This window comes from Chryseobacterium sp. 14P4.3.2, assembly GCF_057799275.1.
Genome location: NZ_JBYOKO010000001.1, coordinates 379,905 through 404,800 on the forward strand (window position 1 = coordinate 379,905; position 24,896 = coordinate 404,800).

The 24,896-nt window shown below is 35.8% G+C and carries 21 protein-coding genes; 5 read left to right on the forward strand and 16 right to left on the reverse strand.

Annotated elements, in window-relative coordinates; all coding sequences use genetic code 11:
* The first annotated feature begins 246 nt into the window (after positions 1 to 246).
* Positions 247 to 2,085, forward strand: a complete 1,839-nt coding sequence (locus AC27VX_RS01775) for a M1 family metallopeptidase (RefSeq protein ID WP_488693562.1) — start codon at positions 247 to 249, stop codon at positions 2,083 to 2,085.
* A 272-nt stretch (positions 2,086 to 2,357) separates the two neighbouring features.
* Here AC27VX_RS01775 and AC27VX_RS01780 read toward each other — a convergent pair whose 3' ends face one another.
* Positions 2,358 to 2,960 (reverse strand): hypothetical protein, encoded by a 603-nt coding sequence (locus tag AC27VX_RS01780; protein WP_488693564.1) that lies wholly within the window; start codon positions 2,958 to 2,960, stop codon positions 2,358 to 2,360.
* 202 nt (positions 2,961 to 3,162) lie between these two features.
* Here AC27VX_RS01780 and AC27VX_RS01785 point away from each other — a divergent pair, with 202 nt between their 5' ends.
* Together AC27VX_RS01785 and AC27VX_RS01790 are read left to right on the forward strand one after the other, a co-directional pair.
* Positions 3,163 to 3,921 carry a type III pantothenate kinase gene (locus AC27VX_RS01785; RefSeq protein ID WP_236856888.1) on the forward strand — a complete coding sequence of 253 codons (759 nt, stop codon included), beginning with the start codon at positions 3,163 to 3,165 and terminating at the stop codon, positions 3,919 to 3,921.
* A 66-nt stretch (positions 3,922 to 3,987) separates the two neighbouring features.
* Positions 3,988 to 4,521: a GNAT family N-acetyltransferase gene (locus tag AC27VX_RS01790; RefSeq protein ID WP_488693566.1), complete on the forward strand. Its 534-nt coding sequence runs from the start codon at positions 3,988 to 3,990 to the stop codon at positions 4,519 to 4,521.
* Positions 4,522 to 4,614: 93 nt separating this feature from the next.
* On the opposite strand, the gene AC27VX_RS01795 is transcribed toward AC27VX_RS01790, so the two are convergent.
* The 11 genes from AC27VX_RS01795 to AC27VX_RS01845 form a co-directional block, all read right to left on the reverse strand.
* Positions 4,615 to 4,797, reverse strand: coding sequence for a hypothetical protein (locus AC27VX_RS01795; RefSeq protein WP_236856890.1), 183 nt, complete (start codon positions 4,795 to 4,797; stop codon positions 4,615 to 4,617).
* A gap of 111 nt (positions 4,798 to 4,908) precedes the next feature.
* Positions 4,909 to 5,340: a nucleoside deaminase gene (locus tag AC27VX_RS01800; RefSeq protein ID WP_488693569.1), complete on the reverse strand. Its 432-nt coding sequence runs from the start codon at positions 5,338 to 5,340 to the stop codon at positions 4,909 to 4,911.
* Complete coding sequence (locus AC27VX_RS01805; RefSeq protein WP_488693571.1) at positions 5,341 to 5,958, reverse strand: hypothetical protein; 618 nt, start codon at positions 5,956 to 5,958, stop codon at positions 5,341 to 5,343.
* Positions 5,959 to 6,010: 52 nt separating this feature from the next.
* Complete coding sequence (locus AC27VX_RS01810; RefSeq protein ID WP_488693573.1) at positions 6,011 to 6,931, reverse strand: helix-turn-helix transcriptional regulator; 921 nt, start codon at positions 6,929 to 6,931, stop codon at positions 6,011 to 6,013.
* A 336-nt stretch (positions 6,932 to 7,267) separates the two neighbouring features.
* Entirely contained in the window at positions 7,268 to 7,723 is a 456-nt protein-coding gene (locus AC27VX_RS01815; protein ID WP_488693575.1) for a hypothetical protein, read from the reverse strand.
* A 5-nt stretch (positions 7,724 to 7,728) separates the two neighbouring features.
* Positions 7,729 to 9,903 carry a hypothetical protein gene (locus AC27VX_RS01820; protein ID WP_488693577.1) on the reverse strand — a complete coding sequence of 725 codons (2,175 nt, stop codon included), beginning with the start codon at positions 9,901 to 9,903 and terminating at the stop codon, positions 7,729 to 7,731.
* Between the two features lie 60 nt (positions 9,904 to 9,963).
* A complete protein-coding gene (locus tag AC27VX_RS01825; protein WP_488693579.1) occupies positions 9,964 to 10,317 on the reverse strand; it encodes a hypothetical protein in 354 nt (117 codons plus the stop codon).
* Between the two features lie 20 nt (positions 10,318 to 10,337).
* Positions 10,338 to 14,456, reverse strand: a complete 4,119-nt coding sequence (locus tag AC27VX_RS01830; RefSeq protein WP_488693581.1) for a hypothetical protein — start codon at positions 14,454 to 14,456, stop codon at positions 10,338 to 10,340.
* Between the two features lie 317 nt (positions 14,457 to 14,773).
* Entirely contained in the window at positions 14,774 to 15,019 is a 246-nt protein-coding gene (locus AC27VX_RS01835) for a hypothetical protein (protein WP_488693583.1), read from the reverse strand.
* Between the two features lie 158 nt (positions 15,020 to 15,177).
* Positions 15,178 to 16,215 carry a patatin-like phospholipase family protein gene (locus AC27VX_RS01840; protein ID WP_236856902.1) on the reverse strand — a complete coding sequence of 346 codons (1,038 nt, stop codon included), beginning with the start codon at positions 16,213 to 16,215 and terminating at the stop codon, positions 15,178 to 15,180.
* Positions 16,216 to 16,404: 189 nt separating this feature from the next.
* Positions 16,405 to 16,905, reverse strand: a complete 501-nt coding sequence (locus AC27VX_RS01845; RefSeq protein ID WP_236856903.1) for a M15 family metallopeptidase — start codon at positions 16,903 to 16,905, stop codon at positions 16,405 to 16,407.
* Positions 16,906 to 17,081: 176 nt separating this feature from the next.
* On the opposite strand from AC27VX_RS01845, the gene AC27VX_RS01850 reads away from it, so the two are divergent.
* The gene (locus AC27VX_RS01850; RefSeq protein ID WP_488693585.1) at positions 17,082 to 18,665 is read left to right on the forward strand and encodes a Na+/H+ antiporter; all 1,584 of its coding nucleotides are present in this window, start codon (positions 17,082 to 17,084) and stop codon (positions 18,663 to 18,665) included.
* Between the two features lie 307 nt (positions 18,666 to 18,972).
* On the opposite strand, the gene AC27VX_RS01855 is transcribed toward AC27VX_RS01850, so the two are convergent.
* Positions 18,973 to 19,584 (reverse strand): YdeI/OmpD-associated family protein, encoded by a 612-nt coding sequence (locus tag AC27VX_RS01855; protein ID WP_488693587.1) that lies wholly within the window; start codon positions 19,582 to 19,584, stop codon positions 18,973 to 18,975.
* A 5-nt stretch (positions 19,585 to 19,589) separates the two neighbouring features.
* Positions 19,590 to 20,723, reverse strand: a complete 1,134-nt coding sequence (locus AC27VX_RS01860; protein ID WP_488693589.1) for a serine hydrolase domain-containing protein — start codon at positions 20,721 to 20,723, stop codon at positions 19,590 to 19,592.
* A gap of 98 nt (positions 20,724 to 20,821) precedes the next feature.
* Between AC27VX_RS01860 and AC27VX_RS01865 the strand changes: the two genes are divergently transcribed.
* Entirely contained in the window at positions 20,822 to 22,150 is a 1,329-nt protein-coding gene (locus tag AC27VX_RS01865) for a M48 family metalloprotease (protein ID WP_488693591.1), read from the forward strand.
* Between the two features lie 141 nt (positions 22,151 to 22,291).
* On the opposite strand, the gene AC27VX_RS01870 is transcribed toward AC27VX_RS01865, so the two are convergent.
* Entirely contained in the window at positions 22,292 to 23,824 is a 1,533-nt protein-coding gene (locus AC27VX_RS01870) for a hypothetical protein (protein WP_488693593.1), read from the reverse strand.
* A gap of 169 nt (positions 23,825 to 23,993) precedes the next feature.
* Positions 23,994 to 24,527: a hypothetical protein gene (locus AC27VX_RS01875; RefSeq protein ID WP_488693595.1), complete on the reverse strand. Its 534-nt coding sequence runs from the start codon at positions 24,525 to 24,527 to the stop codon at positions 23,994 to 23,996.
* Positions 24,528 to 24,896 lie beyond the last annotated feature (369 nt).

Sequence of the window (24,896 nt, forward strand, 5' to 3'; positions counted from 1 at the left end):
TGCATTTGAGGCTTTTTTCTAGTCGCAAATACTATTTTTCACAGGTTAGCAAAGCAAGCCGGTACTTTATGATAAATCACAATCTGCAAGAATTTAAAATAAAGTAATTGTCAGATTATATTAGTGTTTTAACAAATTGAATTACCATTCATCTAAAACCATATTAAACAGAATAAAACCTCCGGATAACTCCTATTTTGAGGGTATTATTTAAATTACCTACCTTTAAAAAAAAATAAATTTTAAATGAGAAAATCGGCTGCAATCATTTTTGCGTTTATCATTTCACAATTTCAAGCTCAGCAAGGAGCTTATTATCAGCAGGCTGCAAAGTACAAGATGGATATTGATGTCAATGCTGAAAAATTTACCTATCAGGGAAAACAGACGTTAGAATATACCAACAATTCACCGGATGAGCTGAATGTGGTTTATTTTCATCTGTACTGGAATGCTTTTAAGCCTGGTTCTATGATGGATCAGAGAGTAGCTTCCCAGGGTAAAAACGGTGACTCAAGGTTGCAGAAAGATGGAATTTCAAGGCTGGCCTCTATTCCGAAAGATCAGGAAGGTGTTCAAAATATTCACTGGATCAAGCAAAATGGTAAAGACCTGAAATTTGAAGTTCAGGAAACCATTATGAAGGTCTATCTGGCAGAGCCGATCAAGCCTAATACTACAACAGTCTTTACAATGGATTGGGATTCGGTGATTCCTCAGCAGATCAGAAGAAGCGGAAGAAACAACAGAGAAGGCGTAGATATGACCATGACGCAATGGTATCCAAAGATTGCAGAGTACGATTATGACGGCTGGGCAACATTTGATTATATGGGAAGAGAGTTCCATGCACCGTTCTCAGATTTTGATGTTACAATTAAAATCAATAAAGACTACGTTATCGGGGCAGGAGGTATTCTGGAGAACCCTGCAGATGTGAAGGGGTATGATGCAAATGCTAAAATAAAAGCAGAAAAAGATAAAAAAGTAAGCTGGAGGTGGACTGCTAAGAATATTCTAGACTTCGCATGGAGTGCAGACAGAGATTATTCAGTAGAGAGCTTTAACGTTCCGGAAGGTCCAAAAGTTTATTTAGTTTATCAGAAAAATGATAAAACGAAAGCATGGGGTGAAGCACAGCCTTACCTTACAAAATATTTCCAGATCATGAATTCCCATTTCGGAAAATATGTATATCCAAGCTATGCATTCATTCAGGGAGGCGATGGTGGAATGGAGTACGGGATGTGTACGATGATTCTGGGTGAAGCTAAAAGTATTAAAGACCTGATGGGCTTAATGGCTCACGAAGGATCTCACTCTTGGTATCAGCAGATGCTGGCTACCAATGAGTCTGTAAGACCATGGATGGACGAAGGATTTACAAGTTATGCAGAAGGCTATACTATGTATCAGCTGTTCCCTGAACAATTGCCTAATCCTTTTGTGGAAAGATTGGATGCGTACAGAAAATTTGTTAAAAAAGGGATTGAAGAACCTGCAGTATGGCTGGGAGATCATCATGACAACGGAACGGCGTATACCTATGCTTCTTATGTGAAAGGCGAGCTTTATCTGGTAGAACTAGCTTACATTATGGGAGAGCAAAATCTTGCTGAAACCTTAAAGCAATATTATGATCAGTGGAGCATGAAGCATCCTTCAGACAGGGACTTCCTTCATATTGCACAAAAAGTTTCCGGAATGGATCTGAAGTGGTTTCACAATTATTGGATCAATACAACGAAAACCATTGATTATGGAATTAAGGATGTAAAGTATGAAGCAAAATCTACTACCATTACCTTAGTTAATAACGGTCAGGTTCCTATGCCGATAGACTTTAGTGTGATGACAAAAGATAAGAAGGTGGTTACTTACCAGATTCCGTTGAATATGACACACACCTGGAAAGAAAAAGATGCGTATGGTGAGTTCAAAACAATGCCTTACTGGCCATGGACTCAGAAAGAGTATACCATTACGGTTCCTTACACAAAATCGCAATTATCTGTGCTGGGAATAGACTTTAGCCAGAGACTTGCTGATGTAAATATGGAAGACAACTTTGTAGAAGTGAAATAACGTATAACAACATATAAAAATAAATCCCGCAGATGATTCCGCGGGATTTGTTGTTTCAAGAATATTTCCATTCACTTGGCCATTCCGGCACAAGTCTAATGATGGATTTTCCTACATCATTTTCTAAAATTGCACCTGATTAAAAAGGTTTAAATAATTTGTATTGATTTATTGAGGTGAGATTAATAGAAATAAAGCTCGTCTGGTTCCGTGCAATGTTGTTTTGAATAAGGAAGAAATATAAAGGGCTTTTCTATGATTTTTTGTAAAGATTACTGAATACCAAACTGCTGTACCATCCAGTGATTAGCATGGTTTTTAATAAGGTCTTTTTTCAGAACCTCATCTTTGGTATTTAAGTAGCTGTATACTTTTAAAGGAATGGAATCAGGATACTCCTTTAATCCGTTAGCTACCGTAATTTTTGCTTCTTCTTTCTTTTGACCGCTGTCCAGAGCCTCAGCTTTATAGATATAAATGATAGCCGGGATTTTTCCATAAACATTTTTGGTTTCATTTTCCAGCAGGTTCATTGTTTCCATCTGGAATTCAGGATTAGCTGCTTTTCCTGCCATTACAGTCTGGCTGATATGCTGTTGATACATCAGGAAAAGAAAAAGCAAATGAAGGTTTTTGGTATTGGGATCAGAAGCCGCTTTTTCAATCTTATGTATGGTTTCGGGGGTGATCTCATCATCATCAGCCTGAAGGCTCTTCTGATAAAACTCATCCATAAGATCATAGACTGTTTGATCATTAGAGTCAATATTTGACTGACTTTTTATTTTCTGAAATGTTTCTTTTATTTGTAGACTTGATTGTGCAAAAGCGGTGAAGCTGAAGCATAACAAAATAGCCAGAATCAGATTTTTCATAGAGCGGTTCAAATGTTTTCCGCTTAAATATACTCATTTGTTCCAGAACTGAAAAAAAGAAATAAGAAGGGCATCATAATTTAGTGGATAATCCAAAGGTTGTTTTTCCTAAAATGATTAATTTTAGGGCTGCAAAATTAACATAGGATTTCTTCTCTTTCTATTACAGAATGACCAGAAATTTCTTTTGAAAAATATGTCAATGAATTCAATCGTAATCAACGTAGGAAACAGTAATATCAGATTTGGTCTTTTTGATGATGATAATTGTGATATTTCTTGGGTAATCAATACAAAACCATACAGAACGGCGGACGAATTATACGTTCAGATGCTGATGCTTTACCAGACGTATAAAATAGAACCAAAAGAAATCCAAAAAGTAATTATTGGTTCTGTGGTACCCCAGCTTACCAAAGTGATGAGTGCTGCCATAAAAAAGATTCACAAAGTAAGTCCTGTAATTGTTGACAGTACAACGCCTTCAATTGTTCAGGCAAAATCTAAATCAAGAGGAACGGATATTTATGCCAATCTTGTAGCGGCTCATATGCTTTATCCTGGAAGAAAGAAGATTGTTTTAGACTTCGGAACAGCACTTACGGCAAGTTGTATTTCGGAAACCGGAGAATCTTTGGGTGTTATTATTGCCCCGGGCATTATTACTTCTCTGAATTCTTTAATCAGCCAGACTGCCCAGCTTCCGGAAATTGAACTGAAGAAGCCTAAAACTGTTTTAGGATTGGATACGGTAAGCTGTATGCAAAGCGGTATGGTATACGGATTTTTAGGAATGGTAGAGGGCTTTATTGACAGAATAAATGATGAGGTAAATGACGATTGTTTTGTCATTGCAACAGGGGGTGTATCTCATGTCTATAAGCCTTTGACGAATAAAATTCATTTAATGGACAGGCTCCATACGTTAAAAGGACTTTATTTCCTGGGAAAAGATTTATAAATTTATCATATTAAGATCCGGGTTGAGCATAAGCAGATCCGTTGTCTTAGTTTCAACTGTAATATAATGAACAGATTTCCGACCTTAGAAACAGAAAGGCTCATTCTCTCACAATTGGAGGAGAAAGATATTCCTTTTATTGTTGAATATCTTCAGCATAGAATTTATTCCGATCTTACGTCTAATATCCCTTATCCTTACACAGAGAATGATGCCAGATTTTGGCTGACAATATCTCAGGAAGCTTTTGATGAGCAGATAGGATATACTTTTGCTATCCGTAATAAAGAAGGTCAGATTATAGGGGCTATCGGCCTTCATGACAGGGAAGATGATAAAGCGGAATTAGGATACTGGATGGCAATTCCTTACTGGAATAAAGGATATGTAACGGAAGCAGCAAAAGCAATTGTGGATTTTGGTTTTAAAGAGATGGGAATCAATAAAATTTTTGCTACTCATTTTCCACACAATCCTGCCTCTGGAAAAATCATGGAGAAAATAGGAATGGAACAGGAAGCTGTTTTAAGACAGCATGTCAAAAAGGACGGAGAATATCATGATCTTGTCATGTATGCTATTTTTAATCATAGAGACTGAGTACGTTAAATATTTCAATGCGATAAAAATAAAAGTCAGAGAATATTTCTACATTCTCTGACTCTTTTATTATCTAAATGACTTTATGTATTCTTAAAGATCTCCTGTACAAGAATCGCATTCTACCAATGGATAAACCCATGTACCATTAGAATCCTGGAAAGGCTGATTTCTGCATCCGATTTTTCTTACGCCATTGCTGTCTGTGTAAAAACATTGGTCAGGGCGGATACCTCCGTTAATTTTTGCTGTTTCTTTTCTTGATAATTTTTTCATAATATTTTAATTTGATTGTGATCAAATATACTTAATTATTCAATAAATCATATTTGTTTCATTGATTTTTCAAGTTTTTATGAAAAATAATTCCCACTAATGAGAGTCGTTTTATCTCTTACTTTTAAAAAAATCTTTAACGATCGCGGAACATTCTTTTTCCATGATTCCGGTTATCATTTCGGTCTTTGGATGTAAAGTAAGATGTTTGTTGATAAACCCTCTTTGTTCATCTCTCGCTCCAATCACTACTTTTGAAATTTGAGACCAGGATAAAGCTCCGGAACACATTACACAGGGTTCCATTGTTACATATAGAGTGCAGTCTTTTAGGTATTTGCCTCCAAGGAAATTGGCAGCAGCAGTGATAGCCTGCATTTCTGCATGGGCGGTCACGTCATTTAATGTTTCGGTAAGGTTGTGGGCTCTTGCAATAATGCGGTTGTTAGAGACAACTACACATCCGATAGGGACCTCATCTTTTTCTAAAGCAGCTTCTGCTTCCTGCAGGGCCATTTTCATATAATATTCGTCGGTAAACATTTAATCTGTTACTGTTAAAGTTAAGGGAAGTGTAAAGCGATAAATGGCAGGATCACCTTTTATGACTGCAGGAGAAAATTTTTCTGCGAGAGAATATAATGCAATTTCCGCTTGTCTGTTGAACGTGAAGTTATCACCCTGCGCATGAACATTGCTGACGCTTCCATCTTTTTCTACCATAAAAGCAACATCTGTCTTTATTGTTTTTTCCTGAGAATATACTCCGTCAACATACAGCAGATTGGCGACTTCCTGTCTCAAAGAATTGAGCCCTCCTGGATAATCGGCAACTTTTTCTATATCGGGAAGCTTTTCAGATGAGATTGCTTTGAGACTATTAATGGAACGAAGATCTTCTAAGTTTCGGACTTTCACCAACGCTCCGATTAATGCATTGTTTTCAATACTGTCCATTTTTTTCATAAAAAAAAGAAAATCACCTTTTATAGCAGATTTTTTTAAGGTATTGGATTCTTCATCAAATTTTTTCTTAAACTCTTTATTCAGCATACTTCTATGCTGATTATAATAGTTTTTCACAAGCCGGAATTCTTCTTTTTGCTGTGACAGACAAAAGGAAGAAATAAAACAGGCAAGGAAGATGAATAAAGTTCTCAATAGGCTATATTTATGTAAATATAACAAAAAAAATGAGATGTGATCGTATATATCAACTTTCCAGATATCGGTTCAGCGACTCCTGCAGATGATTACGAATATCATCAACTAAACATTTAGGTTCCAGTACGGTAACTTCTTTTCCATAAGATAAAATTTCCTGCATAAAGTCATAGGTAGGGTGGAGGAAGAACTCAAAATAGATCTCTTCAGGAGTTTCTTTGGTTTCTTTCTGCGACTGATGAAGAGGGAAACTTTTGATATACTCTCCCTGATGGCGGCTGCATTTTAATACAATTTTCTCCGGTTTTTGTTCCGTCAGGTTCATAACACCAAATGCATTTTTGAAATGCTCTCTGAAGTTGTATTTGTACTTTTCTCTAAACTGATTCTTAGCCACATCCAGATAATTGATTCTGTCAAGCCCGAATGACTTCAGAATTTTGTCTTTGGTATCAATAGCAATGAGGTACCAGCGGTCTTTGGATTCTTTCAATGCCAAAGGATGTACCTTTCTGGAGGTCATCAGTTTGTTTTTGTAATTATAGTGTTCAAAAGTCACAACCCTTTTATTTCGGATGGCGAAAAAGAGGTCATAAAAATTTTCCACACCAGTAGGTTTGCGGCTTTCGAAAAAGATAAAATCGGAAAAATTGGGATGGGTATTCATGGCATTGCTCACCTGGAATGATTCCAGTAATTTCTGGTTGTATTCATCCACCTCCATGATTGGACGGCTTTCTATATAATACCTGTTGTCCCCCTTTTTTTTATTATGAATAGAAAGATTGAAAAGATCAGAAATTTCACGAATATCCCTTTGCAGAGTACGGATAGAGTAGCTCTTGATGTCCGCATCCTGGAATTCAAAAGAGTTTAAAAGATAGTCCTCCAGCTGAGAATAGGTAGCCGGAGAACTTTCTAATCTTTTAATTATTAAGGCATATCTTGTCAGATAAAAGTCTTTCTTCATAGTAAAGTTTTGTAAGACAAATATATGTGCTTAATGCGACAAAAGGTGTCGTATTTTATTTTTTATATTTGAAAGCATTGTGATTATTCGTAATCAAAACAATCTTTGTCTTGATACCAATAATTTGTCATACATAGTCTCAAGGAATTATTTTTATAAGCTTCTAGTTGATCTTCCAGTTCACCTGAGGTTCCAAAAATTGACAACTCTACACCTTTTTTTCAACAAGGAACGGACCTCCTCCCATTAATGCATATTTAAAAACTCCAGTTAAAATATATTTCTTAGAATTAAAATGATAAATATTTCCGTAAGATTTTTTTTGTTAAAATTCGATTAGTAGTCCTTTACCCATTTTTCAGTTTTAGGATTCCACTCTAAATAATTGTCCCAATTATCTTCAATCAGGTTTTCAATTCCATTACTGAAAACAGTATTTATTTTAAAATAACCGTCTCCAACAAGATAAATACTACCTTTTAAATCTGTATAAACCATATAGTGATCAGGATAAAAATAACCTACTTTGTAATATGTTCCAGGAAAGGGTAAGTCTGTATTTATAATATTCTTTAACAAATCTAATTTCGTATTTAAAGTATTTATTACGTCTGATTTATAAGGTTTACAATCTTCAATAATTAAATCTCCATAAGAAATTAAAAACTCTTTAAGGTGATTAGGTAGACTATTAAAATTATCGATCTTTTTGTTAAGATTCGTCTCTATATTTCTGTTATCAGCCCAGCCGGCCTTCTCAAATTGGGTTTGAATGTTTGCTTTAAATTTCATATGTTTTAACGGATTTCTGTAATATTAAAATATTTTAGCATCGGATTGCATGTGGCACATGCTTCTTTACGTAATCCTTGGATTAATGGCTCTTTAACATTATCAATTCTAAGAGCTTTACTTTTAGACTTACTTAATATTTTTCTTGCTTCATCAATTTTTAAGGAATTAGCTTTCATTCCAAGCTGTCTTTCAATTTCAAATAAAAACTCTGAAATGCAAATAGGTTCTGCACATTTTCCATGAGTTGGTCTTTTTCTAAGCTTTATATCTGCGATTTCTGTAAGCCATTCTTGTACTAATGTATGTCTTCTACCAATAATCTGTTCTTTTGTTAAGCCTTTAGAACTATAACTAATTACCTGATACATTTTACCGTTTATTTCTCCTTCTAGGACACCAACAGCACCTGGTCTGCTGTATGGGGTTTTCCATTTTATAAGAGCATCATCAGCATATTGCTTGAGGAAAATATCCAAATTAATCTTTTTCAGAAAAACTTTTTCCTCTTTTGGAATTCTTTTTCTTTTAGCAATTTGCTCTTCAATTTTTTCTACATCCGGTATTTTATCTTTAAGTTCTTTTTCTGCGACATCAAAAACTTCTTTAATCTCATTTCCAACGGTTTGTTGTTCTAGCTTTAGAGAGAGTTCTTGTGTTGATTCTTTTAAGACCTTCTCTGATACCTCTTCCGATACTTCTTTTGTTACATTAGTTGCTATTTCTGTAGCTTTCGCTGCTCTACCAGCTTTTAAAGCAGGAACAAGAAAAGTAAGTATATCAGGGGTAAGTTCTCCTAATTTTTTATACCAATAATATTGATTAGTGCCATATTTTAAATACCAATCGGGGAATTCTTTTAATGCTGTAATAATCTTTGTCCAAAGCTTCTTTATAAAATCTTCAAAGTTAAAAACAAGTTCATTTAAAAGGTTCTCAAAAGCTTCCCCTAGGGCATCAGTAAGTACAAAGCCGATACCATCTCTTGCGATGATCATGACTAAAGAGACCAAATCTATAAGCCCCGCTACAAATTCTAAACATCCATTCCAAAGACCTACTAAAAAAGCATTGAGATTGTAAATCTCGTTAAGAATTTCTCCTTCGGGCAAAAACTCATCTAGTTTCTTTAGGCCATCATCTAATAAAGAAGAAAATTTTTCAAACAAATATAATAAAACATTGTTCAGAATTTCCTTAAATATTTTTTCTACGACGGCATCGTTTTGATTGAATTTTGAAATGTTGTCAATCTGTTGCTTAAACTTATTTTTTATAGATTCCAGTATTTCTTCTCTATTTTGAGGAACGATTACGGTGGGTAAAAAAGCAGGAGTAAAGCCTTTATCCAATAAAGCATTCCAGTATTTTTCCTCTTCATATTTTTTAGTTCTCATCCAGTGAGATACTTCCAATATTTTTTTAGGAATATTCAAGCCTAAATATTTGTCTCCTTGTAAAAAGAGTAAAAACCATGACATATCATCAAATTTCTTTTGATTAAAATCATATTTGATAGCTTTTACTAAAAGATTTTTTAGTTCTTTTGTATCAAGTTTTACTTCTTTACTGGCCTGAACAAATTCAAGATTTGGGTTGCTTTTCACTTCAAAAGGCCGTTTTAGAAATTCTTCAGCTAATTCTTCCTCGTCTGTTTGCCCGAAAAAAGGATATTGAAAGTGAAGTTTTTTTATTGCTTCTGCTCCTAGTTTCACCCGGACAATTTTTCCAAAATCAAATTTTCCATCATCGGTTTCAATAAAAAATATAATTTCATTATTATCTGGTTTAACTTCAGGATTTGCATATTGCTTTAAAACTTCCTGACCGTCAGGGTTGGCATAGACTTTAAATTTTATATCCCCCCAATCCTCGCTGATTGTGTTGTTGTGAAGTGCTGCTGCTGAATAATTAAATTTTTTGGAAAGGTCTATAATACTGAAATTGGATTCATTTAAAATTCTTGCCGGGCCATAATCTGCAATAGCCCAGGAGGGTAATTGTTTTTCCCAATATTGTCCAAATGGACTATTTTGAAATGCGCTTATTTCCTCAAAAGTATTTTTTTTATTGTTAAAGAAGTTTTGTTCAAGTAATCCATTTTGAATATTCTCTTCTGAAAGTAGCTTAGATATGGATAGATCGCTGCTCCCTTTATTGTTTAATATATCTAAACTCATTTTGTGATTTTTAGGTTAAAAAAAGACAAGGATTTTACTCCTTGCTCCTAATTGATTGCTTTATTCAAAGGTTCTTTGCTTACTGATGAGGTCATTCTCCGGAAAGATCGTCGTAAGTTTATTTTTGGAATAATGCTCTTTTATTGCTGCTTCATCTAAAACCAGAAGGTCTAAATAATAACCTTCATCTATTAATACGTAAGCGTTTTTCAGCTTACATTTAGCCTGAACCAGAACATCCCAATCTTTTCCTTCCAGAGTATCCCATTCTTCAAAAGGAACCCGGCCTCTGCTTCCGAAAAGAAATATCTTTTCAACAGCAGTAATGTCATCAATCTTTTCCTTTAAGGTTGTGAGGATATAAGGCAGCACTTTTTCGTGCTGCCAAATAGCCTCGAGTTTTACTCGACTCATGGTTTTATGTTTTTAGAGAATTAAATTAAGAATCTTGATAGAGTTAGTTTTTCGTGATATTCCTGAAAATCAATAAGTTTGTCGTCTTTGTCAAACAGTCTGTTTGAAGAACCGGTGAAAAAGTCATCAGCGAATTTCAGATAATTAGTTCCATCGGTAGTAAACGCTAATATATCTGACATTTCAGAATAAGGTGGTTTTACAAATTTGAAGTTTTTGATTTTGTCTATATCCACTCGAATGGTAACTCCATTTTCAGGATTGGCAAATGCTTCAATACCCTCTATTCTGGAAAGGCCACCAGCCAAATCGCCATAAAGCTTCACCAAAGAATCTGTTTTAGACCATTTTGCATCTCTGACGACTTCAATGGTTTGTCCCATACATTCATATTTTCTGGGGAATTCACCTGCATCATCAAGATCACCAACGGTTTTATAAGAAGCCGTACTATCTAACTGTTTTAGTGAAAACTGGATCTGCTTAGTACTTGATTTAGTTCCCATTAAAGAATTATCTTTTACGAAATTACTTTCAGTGATCACATCTCCCGGAACTTCAAATTCGTTAGGATCTTCAGCAGTGAAAGGTAAAGCGTGACCTACTTTTAAGCCGATGCTCTCTGCCTGTAAAATGTTTAATGGAGTTGGAAGTCTTGTAATCCATGCTTTCCCTTGTTTTTCTCCTTTTGGCTGTTTCATTTCATCTACAATAGACAGATAAAGTGAATCTCCAATTACAGGAACTTCTCCGCCATTCCAGATTTTTCCGGTGGCCATATAGAACTGCACTGCATCTTCAAATCCTGGACGAACAGTAGCTACAACTCTTGCCATTCCACTTTGAAGGAAGGCTCTGAACAGAGGATCTACATCTTCAGCCTGATAAAGGTTGGCCCATTCTGTTTTGTTTGCCCAATAGTAAGGATACAGATAGTAAGAAAGGTTCTCCCATTCGAAGGCCTGTTCCATAAATTTCAGGAAGGCTGTATATTTATCAAGTGTTGAAGACAGGTCCGTTTCGTAGTCTGTAAAGGTACTTCCTGTAGTTAATCCTGCCATACCATATCCATGGGTAGAATTGGCTGCTCTGTTGATCATATAGGAGATACAGTTTTTACGAAGAACCGTATTCTCAATCTGACGATAGAATCCAGGGTTGAAACCTTTGATCTGTATACCGGTAGCTTTTTCTTCAGCTATTTTCTGTTCATAAATGGCTAACGCTTTTTCATAACTGTCAATGATGGCTTTAAATGTTTTCTGGAACCACGCATTTCTTGCTTCAGCAGTAAGTTCTAAGTTTAGTTTTAAGGTTCCCTGCATAATTGGACTTTCCCCGGTGGCAAAACTAAATTCCAGTTTGTTTTTAAGATTGAGTGTTGAAGTCGTTCCGCCCATCTGTGTGCTGTTCGGTGAAGTAATCCAGCTGGTACCTTGCCCTCCAATAGTCATGAAAGCTTGGTGAGCCCCCTTGAAACCATGTGGATAGGTCTGGAAAGTGTAATCAACCGTTTTTAATAAATATCCCTCCGGAATTTCTACTTCTCCGTTTCCGTTGACGATCTGAACCTTGTCATCATCTTTTCCTCCAAAGTTTCCATCACGCCCACTGAAGGACTTACTGATCGCAAAAGATTCGGAAGGTTTTTCATCAATTTCAGCATTGTATTTACTTACCCAGTACTTTAGTGAAGCTTCATTACTTAGGGAAGCATAATTTTCCAAAGGTAAAGTACTTGCTTTTCTTGGGTCTTCAGGTTTTACAAGATCGCTTTTTGTAGCTGAATTATCCAGGGTCATCCCCAATGTATGAAGCTTTGCCGGCTGAGGAATCATAAATTCAAACATCAGACGTTTTCCGTAATTATAGATCTGATTTTTCATAAGCTTGTCTACCCAGCGGAAAACACCCACTACATGTTTGTCTCCTTTGGTATTGTCAAAGCCGTGTTTATTGTTTTCTTCAAATTCTTCAATGATTTTTTCAATTCTTTCTTCATGAACTTTAGTCACTACTCTGTCTAGTGCTCTTGCGGTAATATCCTGTGCCTGAGTTACTGCCTGTCTTGTACTTTCCTCTTTAGAAGAATGATTGGCGTATCCTCCCGCAACTCCAGTACTAAATGAAGCTCCGCCAGTCATTTCCCATTTGGCATCAAAGTGTGCCTGTACATTGGTATCTCTGGATTCCTGAAGCATTTTGGCGATTTCACTCTGCATTTCAAATCTTGTTGCAGTCGTTGTATCGGTAAGCTTTTCTCTTTCAGTATCAGAGGAAGTCGTGCTTGTATTTTCGCTTCTTCTTAGCCTTCTTGTCGCTTTTTCACGATATTCACGTGCCATTACATTTTCAATGTGGGCAACTTCTCCTTCTACATAGGCGTGGGTAGTTTGCTCCACCTTAAGATAATCTGCAATACCAATCTGCTTGAATCCGAATCCTGAAGGGATGTAAGAATCATCTGGCTGCTGCTCAACAGGGTCTTTAACTTCATTTACTAATTCAAAAGATGAAGAGTAGCAGGACTTCATGGTGATAATCCTTGGTTGGAAAGCGGTTACTTTACCATTGGTGAATGTAATTTTAACATCCATTGTAAAGTTTTCTGTCTGAGTGATGTATACTCCATCTGTTGTAGGACTTGCTAATAGTTTACTTAAAAAGATCTTATTTCCGACACGGCTTTTTTCAAAATATGTTCCGGAAATAGGGCCTGCATTGGTGTAAAAAGTATAACTCATGCTGGCTACATTCCAGGAAGCATCAGGGACGTCAATGGATAAATCCAGAGAGGTGAATCTCATGATAAATTTCGGACATAGCTGATAAGTAAAAGGAATGGTTTCTACTCTTGAAACAGGAAGAAGAACTCCGCCAATGCTGGTGTAGGTTTCAGAATTATCCATCATATTGTCCAGGATGATTCTATTGGCCTTTTCAGAGGCATTTGAGATAAGATCTTTTACCTCATTGAAGGTATTTCTGCCTGCCAATAAGCTGTCGATCATTCCGCTATTATCAATTCTTCCTTTATCTCTCCCTGAAAAATCATATTCTAAAAGAGATAGCATGGTATCAACACTGTCTGGTTTTAAAGTGTTTGCCAGTGTTTTTCCTTCAATTTCAGAACGGAATGAGAAGTCGAATTTATCAAGTTTTGGATAAGGAATTTCTTCTGGCCTCTGGCAAGGGTCTGCTGGATTATAGGGTTGATCAGGTTTTCTGATTTCGCAGAATTTTCTTCTTGCTTCTTCTACACGAGCATAATAATCATCAATAATATTCTGGTTGGCGTTATTGTACTCTTTTTCTTCGGATTTATATTGTTTTGCATATTCTTTCTTGTATTGGGTTTCAATAAGAGAAAGTTCTTTTGTTAATGCATTGTATCTGCTCAATAGGGCTTGGGCTTCCTGGATTTTTTGTTGCTTTTCCATATAAGCCGAAGGTGCGGTTTCTTCCCCTAGCTCTTTTTCTGCCATTTTTGAAGCAATACCAATGGGGTGGTTATTAGGCTCATCTAACATAATTTCTTTTGGTATAACTATTCTTGCATTAAGCAAGACTTTCATTTCTTCTTTACTAGGTGTAGGATTTGAAATAGTTCCTGCCGAAAGAATATGATTTGCCAACAACAACTGCATAATCATCTCTTTAATGTAAAAATCTTTTTGGGTTACAATCTGATAAATTAGATTATTCCAAAGAAGATTTTCTGAAGGGAAAGGATTAAAACCAGTCGCAAATAACTGTTCTTTTTTATCAACAACTTCTTTATATGTACATGTATTTTTATTTATTGCTAACCACGTTCCAAATTCATAGATTGCTTTATAAGCAGATTTAAAATAATCTAAGTTGTTGGGAGTATTAGCTTTTTTTGAAATATACTCTGAATTGTTAACATAGTTGGCAGCACAAGCCTGTAAAAGTCTTTTTTTAGGACCTGTTCCAGTGGCAACCGGGACATAAAAGTTATTATCTTTTTTCATATCCTTTGGAAAAGTAATAAACCTTTTGTCATCTGTTGTTTCATCAGATAATTGCGGACTTCTCAGGTTTATAAACCTGAAGAGTGTTTGTGATGGTGTATTATCAGCTGATGAACCAGCTGCTTTATTTTCAGAATTGCTCATTTTGTAATTTTGGTTGGTTTTATAAAGGGTAAGATTTGAAGTGTCTTTTTACTAGATTATCTTCAGGATTTAGCCTTATTTTTTTAGGTGGTTTCAGACAAAGATTTCCACCGTTATTCTTGATTTTCAAAATCATATTTTATTATTTTCTATGTAAATTTTAAGACATAGTTCTGGCTGTTCAGCATTTTTGTGAATGGTGAATTCAAAGGAGTTGGGAAAGTTTAATGAGACTGCTGAACGTATCGTATAGAAGTATAGAGACTTCAAAAGTAATGATGAACAGCGTCAGAACTTGTCGTGTTTAAAGTATTATTTTATAATTGATCTTCTTCAAGAATATCCTTTTCAAAATCTTCTCTGAAGAAGTTTTCTATGTCATTGAGATCGTTTTCATAATCCATCTCAGCATTTTCGATATCACTCCATTGTATGGTATAAAGATCTTTATCGAATAATGTATTTGTATCGTAATCTGGTGTTTCCATGTTTTGTGTCGTGAGGTTTTGGTTAGAGTTTGAACATATTTTAGGCTGTTCAGCATTGGTGAATGTTGAATTCAAAGGCTTTTTAAAAGTTTTTATTGATTGTTATTTTGTGTCTTTTTGATACTCCAAAGATAGTGGAGTGATGCGTCAAAACTTGACGTGTTAAAAAAATATTTTTTATTTTTTTAATATAATCTTCAGCGCTTATAATTGCTATTTATAAGGTGAAAAGCTTATACTTTGTTTTTGATGAGCTTCTGCACAATTTGATTCAGTGTTTCCCTGTTGTCATCAATATAACTTAATCCGGCCTGTATCAGATTTTCAATATTGGACCTTCTTACATTATCCATTGCCGGAGAGGCATTTTTCAGTGAAGGATTCAACCGGAAATAATTTTTCTGATTTCTTAATCCCAGGGTATGAAACATTTGTCCCAACTGATAATCCACTGTTTCTGCATTGGCAGACATCAGGATATCGATAATGGGGCTTACCCAACCTATCTTTCCCGCCTTTTCCAATCTTTTGAAAGAATATGGCCTGGCTTCAATTCCGGTTCCGATAGAAATAATAATCATATCATTGACACTGGGGCGATTGGCCTTCTGATGGGTTTTTAAAACCTCTGCAAAAGGAATTTTTCTGGCTTCTGCATAAGCGCAAAGCGATGGATTATTGGCGAACATTCCGCCATCTATCAGACTGAAGATCTGCCCATACATAGATTTGACCTGTACAGGACTGAAGTAGGTAGGTGCTGCTGAAGTTGCTCTGCAGACATCTTTCACAAAAAAATTATCTGTGCTGAGGTTGGCTGTCCAGGAATTGAAAAGTTTTGCTCTTCTGTTCCCTATATCGTAACTTGTGATTAAACATGGTTTTATTAATTCTTTTAATTCTAAATTCCCAAAAAAGTCATTTAAATTTTTTTCAAGGGCTTCCTGGGGAATTCTTTCATTCAATAATCCGAATGGATTAACCAGTTTTTCCCAAAAGGAAACCTGGAAGATGTCGCCGCCCTTTTCTGCATACAATTCTAATCCTTTCTGGATAGAATATTTTGCTTTTCGGGTTTCATCGGGGCATAGAATAATAGATGCAATCAGGCCTCCTGTACTGCTGCCCGCTACCAGATCAAAATAATCACCAAGTTTGGCACTTGGTTTATCATAAACCTGAAGCTGCTCTTCTATGTAGCGTAGAATAATGCAGGTAATAATCCCTCTTATTCCACCCCCGTCCAAAGAAAGAATGGTTATCTTTTTCATGTTGTTTTGTTTTTTCAAAAGAAATATTGTAACAGCTTTAGACAAGTAAAACCAATAGATTTCCGTAAAAATGGCTATTGGTTTTAGCTGGTTATAATGAGTGCTAGTGGTGTTTCTTTTATAAAGCAAAGATAGATGGCGTAAGCGACAGAACTTGACGTGTTTTAATTATTTTAAAATAAAAGAGCATTAAAAAATGACATAATTCTGTTTATCACGAGGCATTTTCAAAAGCATTCTCCAGCTTGTTTTTATAAGTCCTTTTTTGGATGGGATATTCTTTTTTTCAAAGTGGGGCAGATCTTTGAAGGTTTTCCAGTTGCCGCCCCAGTCCCATCCGTGTTTTGCGAAAATCTTCACGCATTCGTACCAGTCTGCAACCTTATCATTATCCCAGTCTTTTGCGGTGTCCCAGCTTGCTGTTTTTCCGTCAATCATCAGGCAGATATCTACTGCCAGACCATAATTGTGTATACTTTGCCCGGCTTTAGCATTCGTTACTTTTTTCCCGGAAGTAATTCTTCCTATAGCATATAACTTTTCCTGTTCCTCAAAAGATCTCAATCCCTGAGTGATTCTGACTTTTGCTCTTCCGGTGAGTGCTTCATTACATTCTTTAATAATTTGTATCACTTCATCTCTTACAATGGGGTGAAGCTTCTGAATTCGTTCTGATGTTACTTTATCCATGATGTTATTTTTATAAAACAAAAGTAAGGCTGAAAAGCGACGAAACTTGACGTGTTTTAATTAAAATTTTAAAGTTTATTCTATTGTATTCGATCAAAAAATAATAAAAGATGATTTTTAACTTTTTAAAATCAAATAGAAGTAGTAAATATGACTAATAGAAAACACAATTCTGTATGCATACGATTTTACCCTTCTTTCTGGCGATGATTGCGGCCATCGTCTTATTGAATATGTGGGCTGCCAGATTGAAAATTGCCTATCCGATTTTACTGGTTGTATTTGGACTGCTTGTAAGTTTTGTACCCGGCTTACCAGTTGTGAAGATAAATCCGGATCTTATCTTTTTTATTTTCTTACCGCCTTTGTTATTTGAAGCTGCATGGTCTATTTCTTTTAAAGAAATGAAAAAATGGTGGCGTATTATTGGAAGCTTTGCTTTTCTGGTTGTCTTTTTTACCGCACTTACGGTTGCAGTAGCGGCTAATTATTTTATTCCCGGGTTTACTCTTGCGCTGGGGTTTCTTTTGGGAGGGATTGTATCCCCGCCTGATGCTGTGAGTACAGGGGCAATCATGAAGTTTGTTAAAATACCGGCCACCACTTCTGCTATTCTCGAAGGAGAAAGTTTACTAAATGATGCTTCTTCGCTGATTATTTTCCGTTTTGCACTGATTGCAGTGGGAACAGGGCAATTCATATGGCAGGAAGCTTCATTGGAGTTTTTATGGATGGTTATCGGTGGTGCAGGAGTAGGGCTGCTGCTAGCCTGGATTTTTGTACAGGCACACAAGCGTCTTCCTACAGATGCATCGTCAGATATTGCCCTAACACTTATTGAGCCTTACCTGATGTATTGGATTGCAGAACAAATTCATTGTTCCGGTGTTCTGGCGGTTGTTTGCGGTGGGTTATATATGTCTAATAAGCGGATGTTTTTTTTAAACAGTACCAGCCGTATAAGGGGCTACAGTGTGTGGGAAAGTTTTGTATTTATTCTGAACGGGATCGTATTTTTACTTATTGGCCTGGAACTTCCTGAGATTGTAGGAGGGTTACGGGAAGAAGGAATTCCACTGGGCACTGCAATTCAATATGGAGTATTGGTAACGGTGATTCTTATTGCTGCCCGGATCATAAGTTCATATGCTGCAATGGTCGCTACTTTGATTTTCCGGCGCAGTGTGGCGCCAAGGGCATCTTCGATGAGAAGAAGTTTGATGATGCCTCTTTTACTGGGATGGACAGGGATGAGAGGTGTTGTTTCGTTGGCTGCTGCTTTGGCTATTCCGATTACTCTGGAGAACGGTACCCCTTTCCCGAATAGAAACCTGATCCTGTTTATTACTTTTGTGGTCATTCTGCTCACTCTTTTGGTACAGGGGCTTACATTACCTTATTTTATAAAATACGGACATGCATTTGATGATTTTATAGATGATGAAAAAGAAAGGCTGGCTAAACAGGAGGTCAAGCAGAAATTAAAGCAGCATGTTTATCATTTTCTTAAAAACAAACATGAAAACGCACTCCACAGTCATGCCGGCATTGAGAGAATCCTGAAACACTGGGAAGAAAAGAACGATGCCAATAACACGGATTGGATGGATGAAAATGTACGAACTGTTCTTTTCGAAATGCTGGAAAGCCAGAGGCAGTTTCTATCAGAACTCAATAAAGATATTTCGATTAATGAAGAGATTATACGTCATCAATTGTATCAGATTGATTTGGAAGAGGAAAGGCTAAGAATGATTTGATGAGTTTATGATAGAGTATATGTTTTCCGCATTATTGAAATGAATTTTTTTGTTGGTACTTTTGAAAAATTAATATGAGAAATAAGAATATGAAGATTCTATTGAATGTTTTACAATCTATTTATATCAGTAGTTTCTTATTTTTTTTATTCTATTTGTTAATGATATTGACAAGTAGCCATACAATTCCGTTTCAAACGTATTTTAAAATTGGAATTACAGGATTTCTTTCAATAATGTCTTATTTACTTCTCCATTTTTTAAAAAAGAAAAATAAATAAAGTGTAATAGATCAGAGTTGTTTTTTTTATCTCCTTTCATACTTCCAGTTTCTTCCTTTACCCTCAGTGATCCATTCCAGAGCCTGATCCATTCTTTTATTTCGGGTAGTTTCTGTTTTGGCATCTGCAATCCAGGTAATATATTCTTTTCGGAAGGATGGAGAAGCCTTTAAAAATATGTCAAGGGCATTCTGATTAGCATTTAAAACATTTTGAAAATCATCAGGAATTTCCATTTCTGTTTTGGAAGGAGCTGCTTTTTTCATGGTGACACCCATATCCGTAAGCTCCATGGCTTCTTTAATCGCCTTTTTCAGCTGAGGTTTGGGTGGAAGATCCCCGATCAGCGAAATTTTTCCTAAACTGAACATCGAGTTTTTCTCAATATCCTGCGTGATCTCCTGCATGGTTTTCATCTCCCTTTCCAGCCAGAATCCAAAGGTACAATGTTGCTTAAAGGAAGCCATTGCACAAAGATTTTTTCCTTTATAGATAAAATGGGGAAAGCTCCACTTCATGGTTTCTTCGGCATCAGGACAGAATTCATGAACGGTTTCACGGATGTAATGCAGAATAGGTTTTGCAAAATCCTGTGATTTTTCAATGTATGCATCAATTTTTGGACTATATTTCTCCATCGTATTTATTGGAATAATTGTACAATCTCATTGACAAGGAATTTTACCTGATCAGGTCTTCCCCTGTCATTTTTAGGGTTGTTGGAATAACTTCCGGTTTTTACAATGACCATGTTATACTCCGGAACCATAATGATATATTGTCCCTGCAATCCCAGAAAATAATAATGTTTGATGGGATTGTCATGATTGATCCAAAGTCCCATTCCATATATGTTTTCAGACTTCCCGGTAGGAGTTCTCATCTGTTCGATAAAATCAGAATTAAGAATTTGCTGATCCCCGGATTTTCCGTTATCCAAAAATAGCTGTCCCAGTTTGGCAAAATCTCTTGCATTGGAATGAATACAGCAATAAGTTTTTTCCATGCCGTAGTCATCTGTGCTCCATTTTGCATTTTGTTCCATTCCCAGCGGGATCCAGAATTTTTCAGATAAATAAGTTGCTAAGGGCTGATTGAGCGCTTTTTTTAGAGCAAAACCAAGAAGCTGGGTTGCTCCGCTTTGGTATTCAAATCGTATCCCTGGTTCTTCTTTAAACCTTCTTGAGAACACAGCTTTTACAAGACTTTTACCATAATAGGCTTTGGCGTTAGGTAAAAACGGATTGTTGTAATTTTCATCCCAGTCCAGTCCGGCTTCCATTTGGGCGAGATTTTTAAGCGTAGTCTTATTGCCAAAAGGTTTCTCTTTAAACTCCGAATAGAAATCGGAAAGTTTTTTATCAATAGATGTAATAATCCCTTCTTCTAAAGCTTTTCCTAAAAGCATAACCGTTACAGCTTTGGCCATAGAGAAAGAATTAGTTTGTGAAAGCTGATTATAGCCTTCCCAATACTGTTCATGCAAGATTTTACCATTTTTTATCACCACAAAAGCAGCTGTTTTGGAGTGTATTAAGTCTTCAACTAAATGTTTAGGTAGTTCGGTCTTGTTGTAACCCGCATCTTCTTCCCAGAGTACAGGTTCCTCTGTAGCAATAGGATTGCTGGGGAAAAGATATCCATCATCAATATAGGCGCTGGATTTTCCTCTAAGATAGGTTTTGGAAATACCATTAAACAAATAATCATATCCCAGAAAGTAAGCAGCTGCTGCACCTGCTACAGCTCCGCCTATCATATATTTTAATATTCTCATGTTTTATGAATCGGTGTCTAACAAATTTAGAATAATTTGATTATAAAAATTAAAATGAATCGGCAAATACGTTAATTTTGCTTTTATTGATGAAAAACATGACCAGAAAACTGATCGCATTATGGTGTCTTTTTCTTTCTGTGATGGGAATTGCACAGATTTATAAACCAATGGACACGGCAGATTATACACAGAGAAAAGTATTTTTGACAAAATTTGTCGGAAATAATGAAGCGACTGTTAAGAAGATAAAGTCGCAATATTCCGGGAAAACAGGTTCGGAATTATCTAAAATTTACAAAGAATTCGGTGCTGATTTTGAAAAGCAGGTGAAAAATAAGGACTTTATCTTCAAGTCTGATTTTGAAATGAGTATACAGTCTCTGATTCAGCGCCTTAAAAAGAATAATCCAAAAGTGCCCCAGGACCTTAAAATTTTAGTGGCCAAGGATAATACACCTAATGCATACTGTCTTGCAGACGGAACTTTCGTGATTAATATGGGGCTCTATGGCTGGCTGAACAATGAAGAGGAGATTGCTGCTGTTATTTCACATGAGCTGGGACATAAAATAGAAGAGCACTCTATGAAAACATTTTTAAAAATCATAGAGCAGGATAATCTGGATAAAATTAGAGTTCAGGACATAAAATCTACAACGGAAAATAGAAGCCAGAGCCAGAATCAGAAAGCTTTTGATATATTTAAAAATACTATTTATAAAAAAGGGGAGGAAAGAAGACAGGCTGAAATGCAGGCGGACTCTCTGGGATATGTGCTCTTTAAGAATAGTGATTTTAAGAAAGGAGAATATATAAATGCCCTTCAAAAACTGAAGGATTTTGATACGATTTCACCCAGAGAGCTGAAGCCAGAAACGTATAAAAAACTTTTTGATCTTCCTAAACAGGCTTTTAATGATAAATGGATGAAAAAGGAAGATTTTTCACTTTACAACTATAATTTTTATAAAGAAAAGCTGAACAAAGACTCTCTTGCCTCACATCCTGAAGTTTCCCGAAGATTGGAGATGCTAAAAAAAACGTTTCCGGAGCTTAAAACTCCGATGACTCCGGAGAAACCTTCCGATTTATTTATCGCTTTAAAGAAAACGGCACGAATGGAAGCTTTACCCAACTATTTCCACTCTGAGGATTATGGATTGGGCATCTATTCCGCGATGCAGTTTCTGCAGGATGGAGAGGAAGAAAAATATTATAAAAGCTGGCTTGGAAAATGCTTCTCTAAAATATATGAAGCAAGGAAAAATTATAACCTGAACCGATATCTGGATAGGATAGAGCCTAAAAATCAAAGTGAAAGTTATCAGCAGTTTCTGAACTTTATGTGGAATCTAAGTCTGGATGAAATTAAAAATATTGCAGACTATTATAAAGCAAGTGAGACTGTTGCAAAAGTGAATTGATTTTTTCATCACTTGCAGGTTTTACAGAGTAAAAGGTATTTGCAGTACATGATAAGACCGTGGGGAAATCAAAGCCCAAACTTTGCTTAATACCCCAAAATAGAAGAATCCTGATGACTCATCAGGATTCTTTGTTTATACTTAATAGTTGAGTTTCTCTAAACGGATTTTATTGAACTTCTCTTTTTCATTATATTCCCGTAGAAGAATATAACCTTCTTTTCCTACGTAAGGGATAACAGTGTAGTTATCTTTTTCAGAAATAGGGATGATTTCCTGTTTGAATTTCCCGTCAATGACTGTATTGATGAATAGGTTCCATCTTTTCTGTCTCGTTACTTCATCTTTTTGATAATCACGATAGAAGAATACCACATCTTTTCCACCGTTGAGGTATTGTGAGAACAAATAATCGCTATTGACCCATTTTGATTTTTCTTTTTCAAAAACCTGTACGTTTTTCACTTTAAAATCTTTATCAGTATAGATATAGACGAGGTCTGTGGTTTTCGGAGCGGAATATTGACCTGCCGGTTTATACTTTTCAGATAAAATACCTACACTTCCGTCGTTCATGAAGTACATATCTTTGATCTGAAGCATATAGCCGCTTTCTACATTCCCTTTTTTATCAAGTTTTGGAAGAAAAGCTGAAATATTCGGTTCATAATTAATTACTTTGGTATCTACGGTAAAGTTTGATTTGTTGACCATCATTCTCGCAAAGCCTATAGACTCGAAACGGTCATAGTTTCTTCCCAGCAGAACTACTTTATCATCAAATGTTTTATCATTATCAAGCTTTTTGTAATCGGAATAAAAAGATTCAATATTATCGAGGGTTTCATCAGATAAAGTTCCTTCAATTTTTTTATTGGATGCTTCTTTTCCGGTTTTCATATCAATGGCAACAAGGCTGAATAGTTTCTGCTTGTCATTCACTTTCTTCATGATACAGTACATATAATTGGCATCCCTTTCCAGCACAGATAAAGTTGTATATGCCTTCTTGCTGCCATCCGTATTGTATTTATATCTCCACAGTTCCTTTTTGTTCTCATCAAACCTCATAAGGCTGTTGTTGTTTTCATACTTTCCGTAATCTTTGTATTCCACGGCAAAGTAACCTCCCTCCTTCAGTTCTCCTACAGCAGAAACATAATTATAGCCTTTATCTTTTTTCTCATCACGGTTTTCCTTGCGCTGTTCTTTCCAGCTTTTAGGCTCATTGATTTCCTTGAAAGTGCCATCTTCCAGATAATCGTAATATATTTTCCTTTTAATGGTATTTGTTTTGGGATCAATGACCATTGACACCGGAGTGAACACTTCTCTACTTTTTATCAGAGAATAATCTATGTAGGAAGGCTTTAGAATGATCTGCCCCTTGAAGTCTACATAGCCTCTGTAAGAAGCTGCTGTGATGTCTCCTTCAAACTCTTTATTGGCAACAGGGTTGAGATTTTTGTCAAGGATAACATATTCAAATTTCTTGGTTTTATCCCCTGACTTTCCGTAAGAATATAATGAAACGTAACCGTAAAGATTGTCTTTATCGTCGAATAAGGCATTCATCCCCACATGATCGCCGGCAGCCAGCTTAGTCAAATCCTGAGTTTGGGCGAAAGCAAATGTCTGGAGAAGTCCAAACACTACTAAAGTTATTTTTTTCATGGTTAAAATTTGAGGGATAAAAATAATAAATTAAGACATATCTTGACGAAAAATAAAGGTGATTATATAGAATTGTAATAAAGTCTGATGTAAAATTGTATAGAATTATCAGAAATTAAAATAGCCCTGAAGTAATCCGGAGCTATAAGTATTTTTAGTAAGACATTAATTACTTGTTGTATTCATAAAGATACGTGTGGGCATTCGTTCCAAAACCAGAACTTGTATAAGTCAGCGCCGATTGTGTAGGATAGCTGGCTGTATTGAACGTATGAACTCCCTTGGTCTTGTTTGTTCCATTCAATGCGCCTGCATAATTGCCGTTTGAATTGATCAGGTTGTTGTAACCCGTTTCGCCATCTCCAAGAGAGCACATATCCATTTTTACGTAACCCTTTACATTTTTCATAGGATGATTGTTTCCGTCATAAGAAAATGTAGTAATATATGTAGTTCCGTTGTGCGTATAAGTGCTGGAAAGCAGATTTCCGTTAACGTCGAGATAAATGTCTTTATCCACATACTGTATATTGGAATAAACTCCTGTAGAAGGGTTATAAGTGACAGATTGATAATCGTTGTGTTTGATGTGGCTTTCGCTCAGGTATTGGTAGTTTTCTGTGTAAACCAATGTTCCCGGCTGGTGTGTATCCGTTACTTTTTCAGAAACCATTTTTCCATTAGCGTAGGTGAATTCTCTCATAACCTTTAGTATACCATTCTTATCGTATAGTTTGGTTTTTACGATATTATCACCATTATAAGTATATATTGTTTTTTCTTTATTTGCTACATCAAAGGATTCAGTTATTTTAGTTCCGTTGTATTTGTAATCTACGACAAAAGATTGGCCATCCTGGGTAATCTCAGTTGATTTCTTTAGAAGATAAGGGGTATTTTATGTAGTACCATTATCTCTGTGATCTGCAGGATTATCATTTGACACACAGCTTGAGATCACTGCTATGGCCAGTGATGAAAAAATGAGTTTTTTCATGGTTTTAGTATAGTTTTAGTTTTTAATTCGTTAAAATTAACAATTTTCAGGACTAGACAAATATGTAAAAATGAA